14 protein-coding genes are annotated in these 18,369 nt (G+C 36.5%); 7 read left to right on the forward strand and 7 right to left on the reverse strand.

The window, feature by feature from the left end; genetic code table 11:
- The first annotated feature begins 6 nt into the window (after positions 1 to 6).
- The 3 genes from BN3326_RS16685 (at position 7) to BN3326_RS16695 (ending at position 4,040) form a co-directional block, all read left to right on the forward strand.
- Positions 7 to 903, forward strand: coding sequence for a carbohydrate ABC transporter permease (locus BN3326_RS16685; protein WP_141722947.1), 897 nt, complete (start codon positions 7 to 9; stop codon positions 901 to 903).
- 141 nt (positions 904 to 1,044) lie between these two features.
- Positions 1,045 to 2,523, forward strand: a complete 1,479-nt coding sequence (locus tag BN3326_RS16690; RefSeq protein ID WP_070000397.1) for an alpha-N-arabinofuranosidase — start codon at positions 1,045 to 1,047, stop codon at positions 2,521 to 2,523.
- 107 nt (positions 2,524 to 2,630) lie between these two features.
- A complete protein-coding gene (locus tag BN3326_RS16695; protein ID WP_070000398.1) occupies positions 2,631 to 4,040 on the forward strand; it encodes a family 43 glycosylhydrolase in 1,410 nt (469 codons plus the stop codon).
- Positions 4,041 to 4,165: 125 nt separating this feature from the next.
- Here the strand turns inward: BN3326_RS16695 and BN3326_RS16700 are convergent, their stop codons facing one another.
- From BN3326_RS16700 to BN3326_RS16715, 4 genes are all read right to left on the reverse strand, one after another.
- Positions 4,166 to 6,112: a glycoside hydrolase family 127 protein gene (locus tag BN3326_RS16700; RefSeq protein WP_070000399.1), complete on the reverse strand. Its 1,947-nt coding sequence runs from the start codon at positions 6,110 to 6,112 to the stop codon at positions 4,166 to 4,168.
- Positions 6,113 to 6,146: 34 nt separating this feature from the next.
- Positions 6,147 to 6,986, reverse strand: coding sequence for a carbohydrate ABC transporter permease (locus BN3326_RS16705; RefSeq protein ID WP_070000400.1), 840 nt, complete (start codon positions 6,984 to 6,986; stop codon positions 6,147 to 6,149).
- A gap of 14 nt (positions 6,987 to 7,000) precedes the next feature.
- Positions 7,001 to 7,945 carry a carbohydrate ABC transporter permease gene (locus BN3326_RS16710; RefSeq protein ID WP_083258847.1) on the reverse strand — a complete coding sequence of 315 codons (945 nt, stop codon included), beginning with the start codon at positions 7,943 to 7,945 and terminating at the stop codon, positions 7,001 to 7,003.
- A 126-nt stretch (positions 7,946 to 8,071) separates the two neighbouring features.
- Positions 8,072 to 9,415, reverse strand: coding sequence for an ABC transporter substrate-binding protein (locus tag BN3326_RS16715; RefSeq protein WP_070000401.1), 1,344 nt, complete (start codon positions 9,413 to 9,415; stop codon positions 8,072 to 8,074).
- 233 nt (positions 9,416 to 9,648) lie between these two features.
- On the opposite strand from BN3326_RS16715, the gene BN3326_RS16720 reads away from it, so the two are divergent.
- Complete coding sequence (locus tag BN3326_RS16720; RefSeq protein ID WP_070000402.1) at positions 9,649 to 10,548, forward strand: AraC family transcriptional regulator; 900 nt, start codon at positions 9,649 to 9,651, stop codon at positions 10,546 to 10,548.
- Between the two features lie 289 nt (positions 10,549 to 10,837).
- On the opposite strand, the gene BN3326_RS16725 is transcribed toward BN3326_RS16720, so the two are convergent.
- From BN3326_RS16725 to BN3326_RS16735, 3 genes are all read right to left on the reverse strand, one after another.
- On the reverse strand, positions 10,838 to 11,437 hold the full coding sequence (locus BN3326_RS16725) for a nitroreductase family protein (protein ID WP_070000403.1): 600 nt from the start codon (positions 11,435 to 11,437) through the stop codon (positions 10,838 to 10,840).
- Between the two features lie 321 nt (positions 11,438 to 11,758).
- Entirely contained in the window at positions 11,759 to 13,315 is a 1,557-nt protein-coding gene (locus BN3326_RS16730) for a response regulator transcription factor (RefSeq protein ID WP_070000404.1), read from the reverse strand.
- A 3-nt stretch (positions 13,316 to 13,318) separates the two neighbouring features.
- A complete protein-coding gene (locus BN3326_RS16735) occupies positions 13,319 to 15,058 on the reverse strand; it encodes a sensor histidine kinase (protein ID WP_083258849.1) in 1,740 nt (579 codons plus the stop codon).
- A 162-nt stretch (positions 15,059 to 15,220) separates the two neighbouring features.
- Here BN3326_RS16735 and BN3326_RS16740 point away from each other — a divergent pair, with 162 nt between their 5' ends.
- Genes BN3326_RS16740 through BN3326_RS16750 form a run of 3 tightly spaced genes read left to right on the forward strand, consistent with a single transcriptional unit; the run spans position 15,221 to position 18,328 of the window.
- A complete protein-coding gene (locus BN3326_RS16740; RefSeq protein ID WP_070000406.1) occupies positions 15,221 to 16,564 on the forward strand; it encodes an ABC transporter substrate-binding protein in 1,344 nt (447 codons plus the stop codon).
- A gap of 34 nt (positions 16,565 to 16,598) precedes the next feature.
- Positions 16,599 to 17,486 (forward strand): carbohydrate ABC transporter permease, encoded by an 888-nt coding sequence (locus BN3326_RS16745; protein ID WP_070000407.1) that lies wholly within the window; start codon positions 16,599 to 16,601, stop codon positions 17,484 to 17,486.
- Entirely contained in the window at positions 17,486 to 18,328 is an 843-nt protein-coding gene (locus BN3326_RS16750) for a carbohydrate ABC transporter permease (protein ID WP_070000408.1), read from the forward strand. The genes BN3326_RS16745 and BN3326_RS16750 overlap by 1 nt, the downstream gene beginning before the upstream one ends.
- The last annotated feature ends 41 nt before the right edge of the window (positions 18,329 to 18,369 follow it).

An 18,369-nucleotide genomic window follows, 5' to 3' on the forward strand; every position in this document is an offset into this window, starting at 1 on the left:
GGTATGATGAAAAGTAAATTAATTTCCAATATGAAATTTGGTGAAATAATATTTGACTTAATTAAATGGATACTTTTAGTTTTATTTGTTCTAGCAACTATATATCCTATCATTAATACGTTGGCTGTTTCTTTAAATGAAGGAGCAGATGCATTAAAGGGAGGTATATTTTTACTGCCAAGAAAGTTTACATTAGAAAATTATTTTTTGGTGTTTAAGAACAAAAATTTGGTTCAAGCTTCTTTTATTACCGTGTCACGAACAGTCATTGCAACAGTTCTTCAACTGTTTTTAACTGCTATGTTATCTTACGTACTTTGTAGAAAAGGCTTCATATTTAGAAAGTTTGTAACGATACTTTATGTGCTTACAATGTATGTCAATGCAGGACTTATTCCTAACTTTCTGCTAATGAAGTATTTAGGGCTTACCAATAATTTTTGGGTATATATTATCCCAGGCATGATCAGTGCATTTAATATGATTGTTATTAGAACTTTTATGAACGGACTGCCAGATAGTTTAGCAGAGTCTGCTAAAGTAGATGGGGCAGGGGAGTTTAATATATTTATCAATATTATTTTGCCGCTCTGTAAGCCTGTACTTGCTACAGTAGCACTATTTATTGCAGTTTATCAATGGAACTCATGGTTTGATACAATGTTGTATAATTCTTTTGATAATTCTTTGACCACACTTCAATATGAACTTATGAAACTCCTATCAGCAGTAACTAACCAAGGTGCCAGCGCGGAGGCTATGAAAAATAGCGGCAATATGGTTACGCCCGCAACTATACGTGCAGCAGCTACTATTATTACAGCATTCCCTATTGTATGCTTATATCCTTTCTTGCAAAGGTATTTTGTTGCAGGACTTACTATTGGAGGCGTAAAAGAATAATTTGTTTTATTAACTTACAAAGGAGATCGGTGTGAGCGGAGCGTATTATACAGGAGAATACAGAAATGTTTTTTTAGAATACACCTTTGCGTAAAGGGCGTAGAAGGTTGTGAACTGAAATAATGAAAGAGAGGGCTTGATGTGATAAAGTATATTGTTGATGTTAATCATAAAAAAGAAATAATTAATAAAAATATTTATGGTCATTTTTCAGAACATCTTGGAAGATGTATTTATGAAGGAATTTATGTAGGAGAAGAGTCTGGGATCCCACATGTTAATGGCATGAGAACAGATGTAGTAGAAGCTTTAAAGGGTATCAAAGTTCCAGTCCTTAGGTGGCCGGGAGGTTGCTTTGCGGATGAATACCATTGGAAGGATGGGATTGGGCCTAAAGAAAACCGTAAGAAAGCAATAAATACCCATTGGGGCGGGGTGATTGAGGATAATAGCTTTGGAACTCATGAGTTCATGGAGCTATGCCGTCAAATAGGTTGTGAACCTTACATCAATGGGAATTTGGGCAGCGGAACAGTTCAAGAGATGTCAGAGTGGGTAGAATACCTAACTCATGATGGCATTTCTCCTATGGCAGACCAAAGAAGGGCCAACGGTCAGGATAAACCTTGGGAAGTAAAATACTTTGGGGTAGGCAATGAAAACTGGGGCTGCGGTGGCAATATGCGACCAGAGTATTATGCGGATGAATATCGCCGTTATCAAACTTATTTAAGAAACTATGGAAACAATAAACTCTACAAAATAGCCTGTGGGGCTTGTGTAGATGACTATAACTGGACCAAGGTTCTGATGGAAAGCGCGACAAAATTCATGGATGCTCTTACGCTTCATCATTATGCTATTCCTGGTGGGTTTGATAATAAAATGCCTGCTTTAGGATTCGATGAAGAGGCTTACTACCTTACTCTAAAGCATGCTGCATTTATGGAAGAACTGCTGGATAAACATATTCATATTATGGACACATACGATAAAGATAAGCGCATTGCACTGATTGTTGATGAATGGGGAAGCTGGTATCAAGTAGAACCCGGAACTAATCCAGGATTTTTATATCAACAGAATACTATGAGAGATGCGATGATTGCAGGAATGACTTTGAACATCTTTAACAAGCATGCGGACAGGGTACGCATGGCAAATATAGCACAAGTGGTCAATGTGCTACAGGCTGTTATTTTGACAGAAGGAGCCAATATTGTGCTGACTCCGACTTATCACGTATTTGATTTGTATAAAGTTCATCAAAATGCTAGGCTGCTAGAAAGCTTTATCAGTAGAACAGAGGTTGGAAGCAAAGAAAATGCTGTTTGGGATTTATATGAATCGGCTTCAATAGATGAGAGTGGGCACATTCATGTAACGATTTGTAATACTGATTTAAAAGAAGAGAAGGTTATTGAAGGCATACTGCGGGGGTATAAATCTGAAACTGTAAAAGGACGTATGCTAACTGGTAAAATGGATGCACATAATACATTTGAGCATGCAGATGCGGTTAAAATAGTAAATCTTACAAATGTGATGCTTAATAAAGATGCGTTCCAATTAACGGTACCCCCTTGCAGTATAGTACAGCTTGCTTTTACTGGAGCCTGAAAATATCACTATTTAAAACAATCAGTATTTTTGAATTACATAAGGGTAAGTCATAAAGTGGAGTGTGCATAGCGCCTTACAATTAATTAGGAATGGAGAAGTGTATGATGAAAAAACAAGGAATGAATCCTTATCTTCCGTCATGGGAATACATTCCAGATGGAGAACCGTATGTATTTAATGATAGAGTCTATGTATATGGCTCACATGACCGTTTTAACGGCCATGTATACTGCTTAAATGATTATGTATGTTGGTCTGCGCCTGTAAATGATTTGGGTAATTGGCGGTGCGAAGGGGTCATTTATAAAAAAACTGACGATCAACTTAATCATGAGGGAAATATGTGTCTTTATGCACCTGACGTCACGGTTGGACCAGATGGACGGTATTATTTATATTATGTTCTTGATAAAATGCCAATAGTATCTGTAGCTGTTTGTGATGCACCGGCAGGAAAGTATAAATTTTATGGATATGTTCACTATTCAGATGGGGTGCGGCTAGGAGAAAGAGAGGGAGATGAGCCTCAGTTTGATCCTGGCGTACTAACTGAAGGAGATAGAACTTATTTATATACGGGGTTCTGTGCTATCGGTGATAAATCAAGAAAAGGGGCTATGGCAACGGTACTTGGAGCAGATATGCTCACCATTTTAGAAGAACCTGTATTTATAGCACCGAGTGAACCCTATAGCGTGGGAAGTAGTTTTGAAGGTCATGAATTTTTTGAGGCGCCTTCCATAAGAAAGAAGGGAGATACGTATTATTTTATCTACTCTTCTATTGCTATGCATGAACTGTGTTATGCTACTAGTAAATATCCTACAAAAAGCTTTACATATAGAGGTGTCATTGTGAGTAATAATGACCTGCATATTGATTCTTATAAGCCAGAGAATAAACCTATGTTTTATGGTGGCAATAATCATGGCAGTATAGTTGAAATAAATGAAAATTGGTATATTTTTTATCATAGACATACTAATGGATCAAATTTCAGCAGGCAGGGATGTATGGAGCAAATAGAAATTTTTGATAATGATACAATTCCACAAGTAGAAATGACATCCTGTGGTCCGAATGGAGAAGCATTAATAGGACACGGAGAGTATCCAGCGTATCTGGCATGTAATCTGTTTTGCCAAGATGAGGAAAAGTATACGGGTGATCTATGGATGGATAGTCAGTTTCCAAAAATAACACAGGATGGAAAAGATGGAGATGAAGAAGTAGGATATATAGCCAATATGAAGGATTCTGCTACGGCTGGATTTAAATATTTCGACTGTCATGCAATAAAGAAAGTTAAAATTAAGGTACGGGGATATTGCAGAGGGGCTTTTGAAGTGAAAACCTCATGGAATGGTGAAGCCTTGGGCAAAATACCTGTTGATTTTACAAATATATGGACTGAATATGCTGCAGATATAGAAATTCCAAATGGCATACAAGCGTTGTATTTTACTTATACAGGGACGGGAAGAGCTAGCTTGGCTTCATTCGCGTTGGAATAAGAGACCGAGATACATGCGGACGCCGTGGTAGATCTATTAACAGGAGTGTATTTTAGACCTGATTTTTATAAGAGAAAAGCAGGTACTGCACATTGTGTAGTACCTGTTTTAAGATAAGTGAGGGATTATCTGCGAACCCATACCAACATTTCGCCGGGGGTTCTGTTAGCCCAAGTATAATAAGGAATCCATTTAAGTTTTTTATTTTGCATAATAGGGGTGATGTCAGCGTGATACAAGGATGACGCATCCCAGTTTTCATCTGAAAGGTATTGGCCGCTCGAGGTAATAGTTACGACGCCGCCAAGCAAATCCTCTTCAAATTGACACGTAAAGTCTGGTGCACTACCTAAGCAGACTCTGTGAAGCCCTTTGCCGTTATCGGCTTCTTCAAGACAATAAACAATAGGTCCCCTTGTAATCGCTACTTTACCTATATTTTCTCTAACATTTGGATGGGCAGAGTTGATTCTAACAGGCATCTCAAAAACAATTGTAATTTCATCCTTATCATGCCATTTTCTCTCAAGATAAGCATAACCGTTAGTAAGGGTATAAGCAGCAGGACAGCCATTGACGCTGATCATATATTGATTACACCAAGCAGGGATCCTAATGGCAATAGTAAAATTTGTTTCTTCTTTAAGAGTTAGGCCTATAGATACCTCTTCATCCCAAGGATAATGAGTACGTACACCCAAGCAGACATCTTGATCTCCAAGATTCAGTTGAATATTACCACCTACATAAAGATGCATAAAGAGTGTATCTTCTTTTTGTGTATAACAATAGCTGGCGAGAGACGTGAGCAGCCTTGCAACATTGGGGGGGCAGCAGGCACAGCCAAACCATTTTTGACGTTCTACTTTAACATGTCTTCGAAGATGATCCTTTTCAGAGGCTTCAGGAACTACTTCTAAAGGATTCACATAGAAGAACTTTTCCCCATCTAGGGACATACCACTTATAATACCGTTGTATAAAGCTTTTTCCATCACGTCAGCATATTGACTTATGGGAGAGATCTCAAGCATTCTTTTTGCAAAGAAAACCAGTCCTATAGCTGCACAAGTTTCTGCATAAATGGTATCATTAGGCAGGTCATAATCATAAGTGAAAGCCTCACCATAAGCAGAAGAACCTATAGCACCCGTTATATACATCTGCTTATTAACAATGCTGAGCCATAGTGTTTCACAAGCTTGCAGCAGAGACTGATCATTTGTTTCCCGAGCGACATCAGCCATACCGGAGTAAAGGTAGGCAGCTCTTACGGCATGGCCTTCGGCGGATGTCTGCTCCCTTACAGGAAGGCCTGCTTGATAGTATTGATATTTAAAGTAACTGTCCTTCCAATGAAAATTATTGTTATATAATTCACCTTCCGCTTCAAAGTACAAAGGGGATTGACCTCTTTGATCAATAAAATATTTTGCAAGGTTTAAGTACTTGATATCATCAGTCAGATTATAAAGTTTTACAAGGGCCATTTCGATAATTTCATGACCAGGATAACCTGGGAGTAGATTGGTATCAGTGCCAAAGACCTCAGCAATATAGTCAATATATTTTTTGATAGTATTTAAGAGCTTATCTTTGCCAGTTGCTATGTAATAAGCAATGGCACCTTCTAGCAGATGGCCTGCACAGTAAAGCTCATGATTATCTCTAAGATTGGTCCATCTCTTTTCGAGTCCGTTTATAATATAGTAAGTGTTTAAGTAACCATCAGGCTGCTGAGCAGCACATACAATGTCTATGGCCTCATCAGCAATCTTTTGGAGCGCTACATCGGGATGCCACATCAGCGCATAACCGACTGCTTCAATCCACTTGCCAAAGTCACTATCTTGAAAAACACAGCCGCCAAATTCACCCTCCATCATACCAGCAGCTATTTTAAAGTTTCTCATACAATAACTGGGTTCTGCGCCTTCGATACGGTCATTTAGGGCTTCCCACTGATAAGGGATGACATGTTCTCTTGCTATCAGAAGGAACTTTTTCCAAAAACTATCGTTTATATTAATTGCTCTTAAGTCTAAGGGTTTACTGAAATTTTTAGTATACATGATTAACGCTCCTTTAAGTATATAAATTTGGTATTTAATCTTTTAGGCCAGATAACATAATCCCTTTTACAAAGGCATCCTGGGCACATAAAAAGGCTACTAGAACAGGTAGAATTGATATAAAAGTAGAAGCCATAAGTACAGGCCAGTCTGTGGAATACATCCCCTTCATCTTTGCAAGACCAAGGGGCAAAGTATATAAGGTTTCATTGTTTAAGTAGATAAGGGGCGTAAAATAATCATTCCATATCCCCATAAAACAGAATATTGCTAAGGTAGCAATAACTGGCTGTGCCATAGGTAATAAAATCCTTATAAAAACTCCAAATGGTGTGCAGCCATCTATTTTTGCTGCTTCATCAAGCTCCGTAGGGACGGTGATGAAAAATTGACGCATTAAAAAAGTACCAAATGCCGACACCATTGGAGGAATCATAAGTGACCAATGGGTATTAAGCAAATTGTAAAGTTTCATCTGCAAAAAGTTAGGGATGATTGTAACCTGAAAAGGAATCATCATAGTTGCGAGGTAAAGGATAAATAGTTTATCTCTTACCTTAAACTGAAGCCTTGCAAAACAAAATCCTGCCATGGCACTTGTGAAAAGCTGAAAAAATACTACCCATGCGGATATTTTTAAACTATTGAAGAAATATCTAAAATAGTTAAACCGAGAAGCTATTTTTAAATAGTTTTCCCAAATAAGTTTTTCTCCAAAAAAGGTGGGAGGGAATACAAAAACCTCACCAAGTTGTTTTAAAGAAGTTGAAATCATCCATAAAAACGGTAGTAACATGACAGCTGAGCCAGCAATCAATATGATATGACAAATAAACTTAGCAAGGAGCTCTTTTTTATACACGCTTAATCTCATAATTTCTGCCTCCTTTAATAAATATTCCGTATATTTTTTTCAACCCGAAGATTAATCGCTGTAACAATTAATACTACGAAGAATAAAAGATAAGCAATTGAACAAGCGTATCCCATTCTAAAGTATTTAAAAGCATTTTCGTATAAATATTGAACAAGAACCGATGATGAACGGCCGGGTCCGCCATTTGTCATCAAAATAACAGAATCAAAAACTTGGAATGAACCTATTATGGACATAATAAAAATGAAGAACGTGGTAGGAGACAACAGTGGTATAGTGATATAAAAAAACTCTTGCATAGGATTTGCACCATCAAGTTTGGCTGCCTCATAATACGTTTCTGATATGCCCTGCAAACCTGCTAAAAAGAGCAGCATGTTATAGCCAATGCTTTTCCAGATACCCACGATGGCTATTGCTAGGAGCGACGTAGCAGAACTTGAAAGCCAGGAGGGACCTTTTAAGCCAAATAAAGAGAGTATGTAATTTAATAGTCCAAATTCAGGATTATAAATCCACTGCCAGACTACGGCAATAGCAACCATAGAGGTAATAGAGGGCAAGAAGTATACCGCTCTATAAAAACGTCTTCCAAATACTTTTTGATCTAAAACAACCGCAAGAATTAATGAGAAGACCATACCTACTGGCACGGTAGTGACTGTATAGACTAAGGTATTGCGCAGTGTCTGATGAACGATAGGGTCCTTAAACATTTCTATATAGTTTTGTAAGCCGACAAACTTCATAGGCGAGACAATATCATAGTCCATGAAGCTAATCACAAAAGTGGCGATAACAGGAATTAAAATAAACATCAAAAAGCCTATTAAATTAGGTAATAACATAATGAAGGCCCAAGTTCCATCTTTATAAAGCAGCTTATTGAATTTATGAGATGGACGTGTTTGAATAGGTTTTTCAGGTGAAACGTTGGATGTGTGTGTGTTTATCATTAATGCACTCCTCTCTTAAGTAAATCATTTTAACCAAAGTTATGTCGCGTGTTTAATAAAATAGCAGGCACAAAGTGATCTTTATACCTACTATTTTCAATACATATACATTTCACATTTTAAATTTTATTTAGTGCCCAAAACCCTTTCTAATTCTTCATTACAGCGCTTATCAATATTCTCAAGTGTTACGTTTATATCTTGACCGTCTTTAAAAAACTTATCACTTTCTTCAGTCATGATATCACCGCATTTAGTAGATTTTTGAAGGGCTGTTGGCTCAACAATAGCATCTTTAAAGTATGAGAGCATGTGTTTATAACTATCGCCGTGAACATCTTCTTTATACCACTTAGCTACGCCATCAGATTCATACATAGATTTGCGGTTTGGCATCCAAAGTCCGCTGGAAACTAGAGCACCTTGATAATCATAACCCGAAAGGAATGTTAGAAATTTCCAAGCTTCCTCAGGATATTTTGTAGTTGCTGAGATAGCATGAAGATGTGCTTGACCGGTTGTCAGCGCCTTATCAAACTTAGGAAGTGGCGCCATTCCTACATTAAAGTTCATACTTGCAAGCTGCTGGAGTGCCCAAGAGCCATCGATAAGCATGGCAACTTTTCCGGTCTGAAGCATCTGTGCTGCACTCATTCCTACATTTTCTAAAGTCGTAGCATCAGGCGCTGCGCCGTCTACTACACGTAAGTCACGAATAGCCGTCATAACTTCTGCGACTTTAGGATCGTTCATTGTAGCTTTTGAGTAATCGGCATTAAATACAGCCCCGCCGTTTGAATAGAACAAAGTTCTTCCAAGCCAGGTTTCTAAGCCATAGGCGCCATAAACCTCAGTACTGTCCCCGTTTTTAATAGTAAGCTTTTGAGCCAAAGTTCTAAATTCTTCCCAAGTCATAGCTTTTGTGGGATCTGCATCGGGATAAGGAAGACCTGCTTTATCAAAAATGTCTTTGTTATAATAGATGATTGGAGATACTGTACATGCAGAGATACCATATATATTATTGTTTACAGTCATAATTTCTTTGGACGAATCGATAATATCATCGACAGGGAAGTTGCTGTCAAACCGGTCTGTAATATTCATCAGAGCATCTTTATCTACAAATGTCCGATAATCTGCTGAACCGATAAAAAATACATCAGGTGCAGAGTTGCCGGCAACCATAGTCATGAGTTTAGCGGTATATTCAGTACCAGAGAGTCCAGGGGTATAATCTATAGTGATGTTAGGATTTTGAGCTTCAAATTTAGCAATCCCCTCTTTAACAGCTTCAGTTTCTAATGGGCTTGCTTCCCAGCCCATAAAAGTGAGTTTTACTTTACCGCTGCCGGAAGAAGCGTTAGAGGATGAATTATCTGAGCTGGTTGATGCTGTATTATTTGAGCAGGCTGTTGCCATCAGCAAAGTTAAAGATAAAATAGGTGCAATTATTTTATAGAATTTCATGGTAAATCCTCCCTATATTTTAAAATAAAGTATATAATTAGAGCTAGGTAAACATCACGTCCATGTAAGTAGTTAAAACTTATTTCTGACAAAGGAAAAACATGATATAATTTAAATACTTATCCGGAGTCGTAATTTAAAAAATATCACAATTTATTCTCTTGCATTAAGTATATTGTAGTTAAAAGTTACAAACAACTCGTATTAATACAGAATAGGTGGTGAAATCCTAGATGTTATATTTATTATATCAAAGCAAGGCGTCTTTAAAGTATATTTCGAGCGGTAAATTTGTTTCTGATAAACCATTTATTCACTCAAGAAGAAAACTCAATACATTTGTCTTGCTAATTGGCTGCAAAGGCACATTGTACATATCTCAAAACAATGTGAATTATGAACTTAAGCCTGACACCTTTATACTTTTATTACCAGGTTATGAACATTTTGGATATCAGCCTTCAGATCCGGCACTTTCTTACTATTGGTGTCATTTTACACTGGACGAACAGGTTTATAAGTTGCTTTCGTATCATGAAATGAATCAATATACCTATATCATGGATAATGAACTGATTAAAGATGATGCCCTAAATACATACATATTACCAGAATGTGGAAGTATTTTATCTTCTGATAGAGCCAGGGTATTTTTTCGGCAGCTTTTAGATTTATCGAATAGGAACTGTTATTCAGCGTATATGTGTGATTATGTACTAAGTCTTTTAGCTATGGAAATTACCGAAGCTTTTCTAAGCGATAATAAAGCAAGAAATAAAGAACTTACAAAAACACACTGTACCATACCAGAAATCATGGAATGGATTAGAATTAACTATGACAAAAGGCTTACCGTGAATCAAGTAGCTCAAACGTTTAATTATAATCCGGACTATCTATCTACCACATTCAAGAAGGTTACAGGCGTATCTTTATCCAAGTATATTAATAAAATGAAAATTTCTATTGCTAAAAAACTTTTGTTTAACTCAAGCTTATCTATAAGAGAGATAGCTTATAAAGCGGGTTTTGATGATGAAAAGTATTTTATGAAGCTCTTTAAGCAACTGGAAGATGTAACGCCTACTCAGTACCGCAATGCTTTTTCTAGGACCCATTTGAATAATAAGTAAGCAGTAGAAAGTTCTCATATAAATAGTAATGAGTATTTAGAGTATGCCTTAACCAGTCAATGTCACCTACATTGTACAGGATGCTATGCAAGGGCTAATAAGGTATAGATAGATCAAGAGGCTAAAGATCAGCTCACTGCTAAAGCGTTAGGTATTGGGTTGATATTACTGGCTGGGGGAGAGCCGCTATTAAGAATGGATATTATATCTAAAGCAGGGGTTATAGCATACAAAGAAAAAGTCCTCCAGTGACTGTTTATCAAACAGTCACTGGAGGACTTAGCGTGTATTATTTAAAAACTTTTAATCTAGATTCAACAGGCTGAAATGATTTCTCACTAGGTGCAGCCGTAGGCTTGCCAAACGGCATCTGGGCAATAAGCTTCCAATTGTCGGGAATACGCCACTCTTTTTTTACATCATCATCAATAAGAGGACTATAGTGTTGCAAAGATGCGCCTAATCCTTCAATTTCTAAAGCATTCCATACCACATATTGTAACATACCACTTGATTGTTGTGACCAAATAGGGAAGTTATCCTTATAAAGCGCAAATTGCTGCTGAAGAGAGTGAATAACAGCCTGATCTTCAAAAAATAAAACTGTACCATATCCGTTCTGGAAAGAATTTATCTTTTCTTCAGTAGCTGCAAATTGATCTAAAGGAACCACTTTTTTAAGAGCCTCTTTAGTTAGATCCCATAATTTATCATGATTTTTACTAAGTAAAACAATAACGCGTGAACTTTGAGAGTTAAAAGCAGAAGGTGTATGTTTTATGGCATGACCAATGATTTCTGAAATACGTTCATCTGAAATAGTAGACTCTTTTGAGATACTATAAATAGAACGTCTTTTTTCTACTGCTGTATAAAAATCTTTTGACATAGTTAGCAACCTCCTTGTTTTTATAGAATATAAATATAACCTTATAGACTTATATATAGTATAGCGATTTTTTAAAAAATTAACAATATTATATGTGATGTAACAATGACGTTAATTCTGTGACCTTTAATCATTAATTTGTTCATTATCTATAGAATATATACGTTTGGTTTAGATGATCATAGGGAGGCTAAGCAGTTCTTTATTACTGCCTATCTAAATATGACTCGCTGACTAACGGGAGTATATTATCACAAAAGTAAGACTTATTTAGTGATTGATAGCCCCTGTTGGTATTCCCTAATCTGTAAATTAATGATTTTAAGTTTTACGATATTGTTCAGGGGTTATACCTGTTACTTTCTTGAAAATCCTAAAGAAGTATTTGACATTATCATAGCCGACTGCTTTAGCAACCTGATACATTTTTTTGTCCGAGTCTCTAAGCAGGCGTTTAGCTTCCTCGGTACGGACAGTGTTGATATAGTCTACAAAGTTCTGGCCTGATTTTTTCTTAAATAAATGACTGAAATAACTACGATTCATATAAAAAAGCGAAGATATAAAATCAGAGGTTAAATCATTAAAATAGTTTCGCTTCACGTAGGTCTTAACATTTTCTATCGTATCTTGGCAAGCATAGATACTTTTTGACTGCATGCTCAAGGAAATATTCGTAAAGAACTGAAGAAAATAAGCTTTAATTTCTTCAAAGGTAAACATGCCGTTAAAGATGCTTTGCACACTTGAAGAAGTATTACCCTGAGCAACATTATCAAAATAAAGGTTTAAAAGCTCACGGATTTTTTGCGTTATTTCGATGCAGTAATATTTCAGGTCATATAACGTACATTGTGGCTGCATCATAAAATAATTAAATAAATCCTCGACGAGTGCAATAACACGTTCTGTCTCGCCTGTTTCAATACGGAACAAAAATTCCTGGAGATTTTTCCAATGAAGAGGCGTAACAGGCATATTCTCTACTGTAAAAAGATAGTATGTGTTCTCTTGAATGAGTTTTTTAGAGTTAAGCGCTGCAACTGTTTCCTTGAACGCACTGTTTAACTGAATAAGCTCAGATTTTGCAGTGCTTATTCCAATAGAAATGTTTTGATCATCATGTTTTAGCAAATTAATAAAATCGCTGGCTATTTGCTGATACAGTGTATTGAGATTGAGTGGTGTATTTTCTGGGAAAAAGAGCACAAAAAAGCCTATTTTATCATTATGCAGATGGGATAGATAAAGACTTAGATCCCCAAAGCCTTGAGATTGTATTAAATCTGTCAGAAGCGTTTCATCAAACTTTTTGACGGCATGCAATGTAAGCAATATGAAATGGTGATTTTGGTCAAGTAGTTTAAGCTTATCGGAGACCAGTTCGGGAGATGTTGTATGATAACCCAAAATCAAGTTTTTTAAAATATGGAGGTCATAATCATATTTGGCAAATTCTTTTTCGGCTTCGATCGAAACAATTTTATTTTCAAGTTCTGTTTTATTTTCTATGAGATTAATCGCATGCTTGATGGCATCTTGAATCGCATTACGGTTAAAAGGTTTTAAAATATAACTGATTGCCTTTGCTGCAATGGCTTGTTTGGCATATTCAAAATCCTTATAGCCACTTATGACAATAATCTGTTTATCAGTATATTTTTCATTTAGTTGCTGAAGTAGGCCGATGCCATCTAAAATAGGCATATTCATATCGGTAATAATAATATTAGGGTTTAATGTCTCGATAAGTGAGAGGGCCTCTTGACCATTAGACGCCTCCCCGATGCATTTAACTGTATCATTTAAGCTTCCAATTTTTTTGATAGTACCCCTTCTTGTCAGCGGCTCATCATCTACTACAATATAAGTATACATCTACTATCCCTCCCTTTTTAAAATTGGCAGTTTAATGCTGATTTTTGCACCTTTATTTTCTTCACTATGCACAGATAAGCCATAGCCTTTGCCATAATAGAGCGCGATACGAGAATGAATATTTTTTAAACCGATACTTTGCTTGTTGCGATGTCCAAGTTCTGTAAAGTGGGCAGGTTCAGCAAGTTTAGCTCGTATGGCTTTAAGCTGAGCCTCGTCCATGCCTACCCCGTCATCAGCTACTTCAAAATAAATATGCTCATCCAAAGTATAAGCTCGTACTACAATAGTTCCGCTGGTTTGGCAGCGTTCAAGTCCATGATATAAAGCATTTTCAACAATAGGCTGCAAAATGAGTTTAAGTACCTGCAGACTGCCGATATGTTCTGGGGTATCAAAGATCACATTGAATCGATCTTCAAAGCGTATTTTCTGAATAGACATATAATCATTAACATGGCTTATTTCATCACGGATGGTCACGAGTTCGCTCTGTGTTTTAATACTATAACGAAACATATTGCCAAGAGCTAAAGACATGATAGAAATACTTTCGACTTCTTCAATCTCAGCAATACTGTTGATAGATTCCAGTGTATTATATAGAAAATGTGAATTAATCTGAGCTTCTAAAGATTTCATCTGAGAATCCAGTGTAATAAGTTTATTTTGATACTGCTCTTTGACATGACGGTTAATCTCTTCGAGCATGTTGTTATATTCATTATATAAAATACCAATCTCGTCATTACGTGAGAGATACTTAGGGTCACAAATCAGACGATATTCATGGTGTCCAGCCATGGTTTTACTAAGTTTTGTGATTGGTTTTATTAAATAATGAGACAATATAATAGAAATAACAATAAATAAAAGACAGCACAGCGCGGCGATAACAATAATCAAGATTTTTGTAATATCAAATTCATGATACAGCTTTTCGTGATTAATAGCTGCTACCAGTACTAATTCACCAATACCAAGAGGATGCTTGAGGATTTGTGTGTTTTTTTGGGTAAAAGGCGCTTTAATATCATTGATATTAGAATACAAAACAGACCCGCTATTTTTTTGTATAGATAACAATGCACTGTCAGGCAGTGTGTTGATACTGCTCAAGTTAAAGACATTAGGCGAACAGTCAATGAGTAGAACCCCTAAAAATTCTTTAGAATAGACATCATAAATAGCTCTTGAAAAGGAGATTGAGGGTTTAGAATTAATAATAAAGTCTTTTTTTGTAATATCGCTTATATGAATTTTGCCTTCTAGGGATAGGGTAGACTGATACCAGTCATCTTCAAAAGGTTTATAACCTAACTTGATATCAATGCCGTTGCCATAACCATAACCGATATTTTCACCACTGGGGGTAAAGATAAAAAGACCGTTAATATAATCATTGGAGTAAATGAGGTTTTTGGCAACAAACATCATATTATTACGGCTTTTATAAAGGTCATAAGTGGTATAGCTGCCATCGTTCACTTTATATTTTTTAAGATCATCGACAATGGAGTAAGTTGTTTCAGAGTAAAATTGAAAGATCTCAGAGATGCGGTTGATTTCATTAATGGTATCAACAGATTCTCGAAGGGCGCTTTCAAATATATTACTGGCGACTTCATTCATTTGTTTGTTAACAAGGTTGGTATATCTATCGTAGGTAAATGTAGTAATAATAATAATAGGAATAATAGAGAGTAATAAAAAGATTAGTAAAAATTTCTTGTTAAGGTTCAAAAAGTATCCCCCCTTGGCTAAAAAACTAAAAATAATATACCATAACTCCTAACAAAAGTATACTATAGCTATGCTAAAATATGAATTATCAAGGAACTTGCACTAATAAGACATAAAAATATTAGGTAATGCGCACAAAATTATAAAAATGGAGGGGCTATTATGAAATTAAAAAAAGCAGCAGCTTTGACACTTGCAGGACTTATGGTGACATCTGTGATGGCAGGATGTGGCAGCAACACTAATAAAAGTGTAGAGGGAAATACACCAAGCAGTACAACAGATAGCAAACAAGGTAGTGAACAAACAGATAAAGACATTACGATTACAATGATGATGTCAGGTACGAAGTCAACAGAAGGTGAAGATTTTGAAATCGACACGTTGCCAAGGCTTATTAAAGAGAAATTCCCAAATATTACTTTAGAAGTTGTAAAACTACCAGATGATCAATACTATACAACGCTCAAGACAAAGCTAGCAACAGGAGAAGCACCGGATTTAATGCTTGCACAGCCTAGAATGGCAGGTGCTAACGCAGTTTATACGCTGGCAGAATCAGGATATTTACTAGATATATCCGAGCTAAACATGCTTTCTAAACTGGGTGGCGTGGCAGATATGACCTATGAGGGTAAAACCTACGCTGTACCACAAGGGGTAACTTTCCTCGGAACTTACTATAATAAAGATGTTTTTGAAGAGCACGGATTAGAAGTTCCAACCAACTGGGATGAGTTTTTAAAGGTATGTGAAACGCTTAAACAAGCAGGTATTACTCCAATTGTTATGGGAGATAAAGATTCCTATGTGATGCAGTTTGGACTTTATCAGTTGGCAGCAAGCAGAATCTATCCCAAAAATCCAGAGTTTGATAATCAGCTCGGAGATGGTACGACAAAATTCACAAATGGTGAGTGGGAAGAAGTACTTGAAATGTATGCAAAACTCTACCAAAAAGGTTATATTGGAGAAAATTCGCTAGGTGTAGGAGCAGCCCAAGGTATTCAGAAGTTTATTGATGGAGAAGCTGCTATGACCTTTGATGGCACATTTAATGCAACTGCACTTACAGCAAAAGGTGCTGCAGATTTTGAAAGAGGATTATTCCCGCTTCCAGGCAATAAAGCTGGAGAAGAGGTTTACGTAGCAGGAGCATCCGGGGCAGGTTTTGGGATCTATGCGAATACAAAGTACCCAGAAGAATGTAAAGCTATTTTAGAATATTGGTATGACGGACAGTCAGATCTTTATAAAGCCTGGGAAGCAACAGGCCGATTTATTTCTAACTATGAAGGGGCTTCGCTTAATAATCCGTTATTTGCAGATATGATGGCAGTTTATGAGACTGGAAGAGCATTCTACTGGTGCAATCAAGGATGGCCAGCAGGTGTTGAAACTGAGATGCAGGTTAAACTTAGCGAGCTTATAGCAGGCCTTAATACGACGCCAGCAGATATCGCGGCGGCTATGCAGATAAAATTTGAAGAACTTTATACGAAATAAAAATCAATGAGACTTGAAATGGGAGGAACAAATCATGAAATATAAATCACTTATTATGCCTAAAAAAATGTATTGGTTTGTTGTTCCAGCATTAATTTTATTCCTAACTTTTTGGATAATCCCTATTTTTAGTTTGTTTCGCTACAGCATAACAAATTTTAATGGGATTAATCCAAACTATGACATTGTAGGTTTAAAGAATTTTGAAACCCTTTATAAACAGGGCATTTTATTTAATTCAATAAAAAATACATTGATTTATGCAGCCATATTAGTTGTATTTGGCAATGTCACTGCATTGACACTAGCAATGGCACTGAATGTAAAGCTTAAAGGAAAAAGTTTTTACCGTTCTGCAATCTATATTCCTACACTTTTCAGTGCCATTGTTGTAGGATTTATTTGGTCCTATGTGTATATGCCGGACAAAGGGATGATTAGTTCTATGATGCATGTAATCGGGCTAGATGGATCAAAGCTTAATATCTTAGGGAATTTTAAGACAGCACTATACGGCATTAGTGTTGTAGATATTTGGAAGAATGTTGGTTCAACAATGATTATTTATTTAGCAGGACTTCAAATGGTAGATGAAAGTTTGCTTGAAGCAGGCAAAATTGATGGATGTAATGAATGGCAATTGATTAGACTGGTCAAATTACCACTTATTTCAGCCTCCATTACAATCAATGTGGTTTTAGGTGTTATCAATGGACTTAAAGCTTTTGACTATGCTTTTATTATGACAAATGGCGGGCCAGGTACATCTACCAATACGCTTATGTTTACGATTTATAAAATTGCTTTTACTGAGCAGCAGTTTGGCAAAGCAAGTGCATTCAGTGTAGCGGCATTTTTAGTCATTATTGTAATCACTGTTGCAATGCTTATCTTTATGAACAAGAAGGAGGTAGAACTTTAATGGAAAATCATCGATCTAAATGCTTGCCACAGACCATTGCATTACATATTATACTAACGCTTATTGTTATTATAACACTGGCGCCGCTTATCATCGTATTATCAAGTTCACTACGCTCTACCTCTAACATGGCCTCACCACTTATTCTTTTTAATGAGTTTACACTTGAGAGTTATAAGGTAGCTTTTTTAAGAATGAACTTCCCGGTGGCTTTTATGAACAGTGTTTTAGTCACATTTGGTTCAGTAGCAGTAGTTGTGATGATTACTGCTATGGCAGCTTATCCATTGGCGAGAATAAAAAGCAAAACAGCTAAGTTTTTATATTACTTCTTTATAGCAGGACTCATTATTCCAGCACAGATGGTTATTGTACCTATTGCACAGATGTTTAATACTCTAGGTATTCCAAATACAAGATTTACACCGATGATTATGTTTATTACCTGCAGTATACCGTTTTCAAGTTTTCTTTACACAGGCTTTATGAAGGGTATCCCAGTAGAGATTGAAGAAGCAGCTTATTTGGATGGGGCAGGCCTTGCAAGACGATTCTTTCAGATTGTATTTCCGCTTTTAAAGCCGGCAACAATATCCGTTATTATTACGCAAGGTATATGGATTTGGAATGACTATTTCTTCCCCTTGATTTTCATTTCAAGAAGTTCTCAAAACTCTTTGCCTGTAGCGATGCTCAGCTTCTTAGGAGATCGAGAAAACCCAACACAGTGGAATGTGCTTTTTGCAGCCTGTATTTTGTGTGCGATACCACTCATTATTGTATTTTCATTGCTGCAAAAACAATTTGTCAGTGGGGTAGCAGCAGGCGCTGTCAAAGGTTAAGCAATATCAATGCTAAATTGAGCCAGACTTATGTCTGGCTT

This window comes from Cellulosilyticum sp. I15G10I2 (assembly GCF_900095725.1).
In the GTDB taxonomy this organism is placed as follows: domain Bacteria; phylum Bacillota; class Clostridia; order Lachnospirales; family Cellulosilyticaceae; genus FMMP01.

Coding starts and splice junctions, on each gene's coding strand:
- BN3326_RS16685 (WP_141722947.1), top strand. CDS start 7: ATGAAAAGTAAATTAATTTCCAATATGAAATTTGGTGAAATAATATTT.
- BN3326_RS16695 (WP_070000398.1), top strand. CDS start 2,631: ATGAAAAAACAAGGAATGAATCCTTATCTTCCGTCATGGGAATACATT.
- BN3326_RS16700 (WP_070000399.1), bottom strand. CDS start 6,112: ATGTATACTAAAAATTTCAGTAAACCCTTAGACTTAAGAGCAATTAAT.
- BN3326_RS16705 (WP_070000400.1), bottom strand. CDS start 6,986: ATGAGATTAAGCGTGTATAAAAAAGAGCTCCTTGCTAAGTTTATTTGT.
- BN3326_RS16710 (WP_083258847.1), bottom strand. CDS start 7,945: ATGATAAACACACACACATCCAACGTTTCACCTGAAAAACCTATTCAA.
- BN3326_RS16715 (WP_070000401.1), bottom strand. CDS start 9,415: ATGAAATTCTATAAAATAATTGCACCTATTTTATCTTTAACTTTGCTG.
- BN3326_RS16720 (WP_070000402.1), top strand. CDS start 9,649: ATGTTATATTTATTATATCAAAGCAAGGCGTCTTTAAAGTATATTTCG.
- BN3326_RS16725 (WP_070000403.1), bottom strand. CDS start 11,437: ATGTCAAAAGATTTTTATACAGCAGTAGAAAAAAGACGTTCTATTTAT.
- BN3326_RS16730 (WP_070000404.1), bottom strand. CDS start 13,315: ATGTATACTTATATTGTAGTAGATGATGAGCCGCTGACAAGAAGGGGT.
- BN3326_RS16740 (WP_070000406.1), top strand. CDS start 15,221: ATGAAATTAAAAAAAGCAGCAGCTTTGACACTTGCAGGACTTATGGTG.
- BN3326_RS16745 (WP_070000407.1), top strand. CDS start 16,599: ATGAAATATAAATCACTTATTATGCCTAAAAAAATGTATTGGTTTGTT.
- BN3326_RS16750 (WP_070000408.1), top strand. CDS start 17,486: ATGGAAAATCATCGATCTAAATGCTTGCCACAGACCATTGCATTACAT.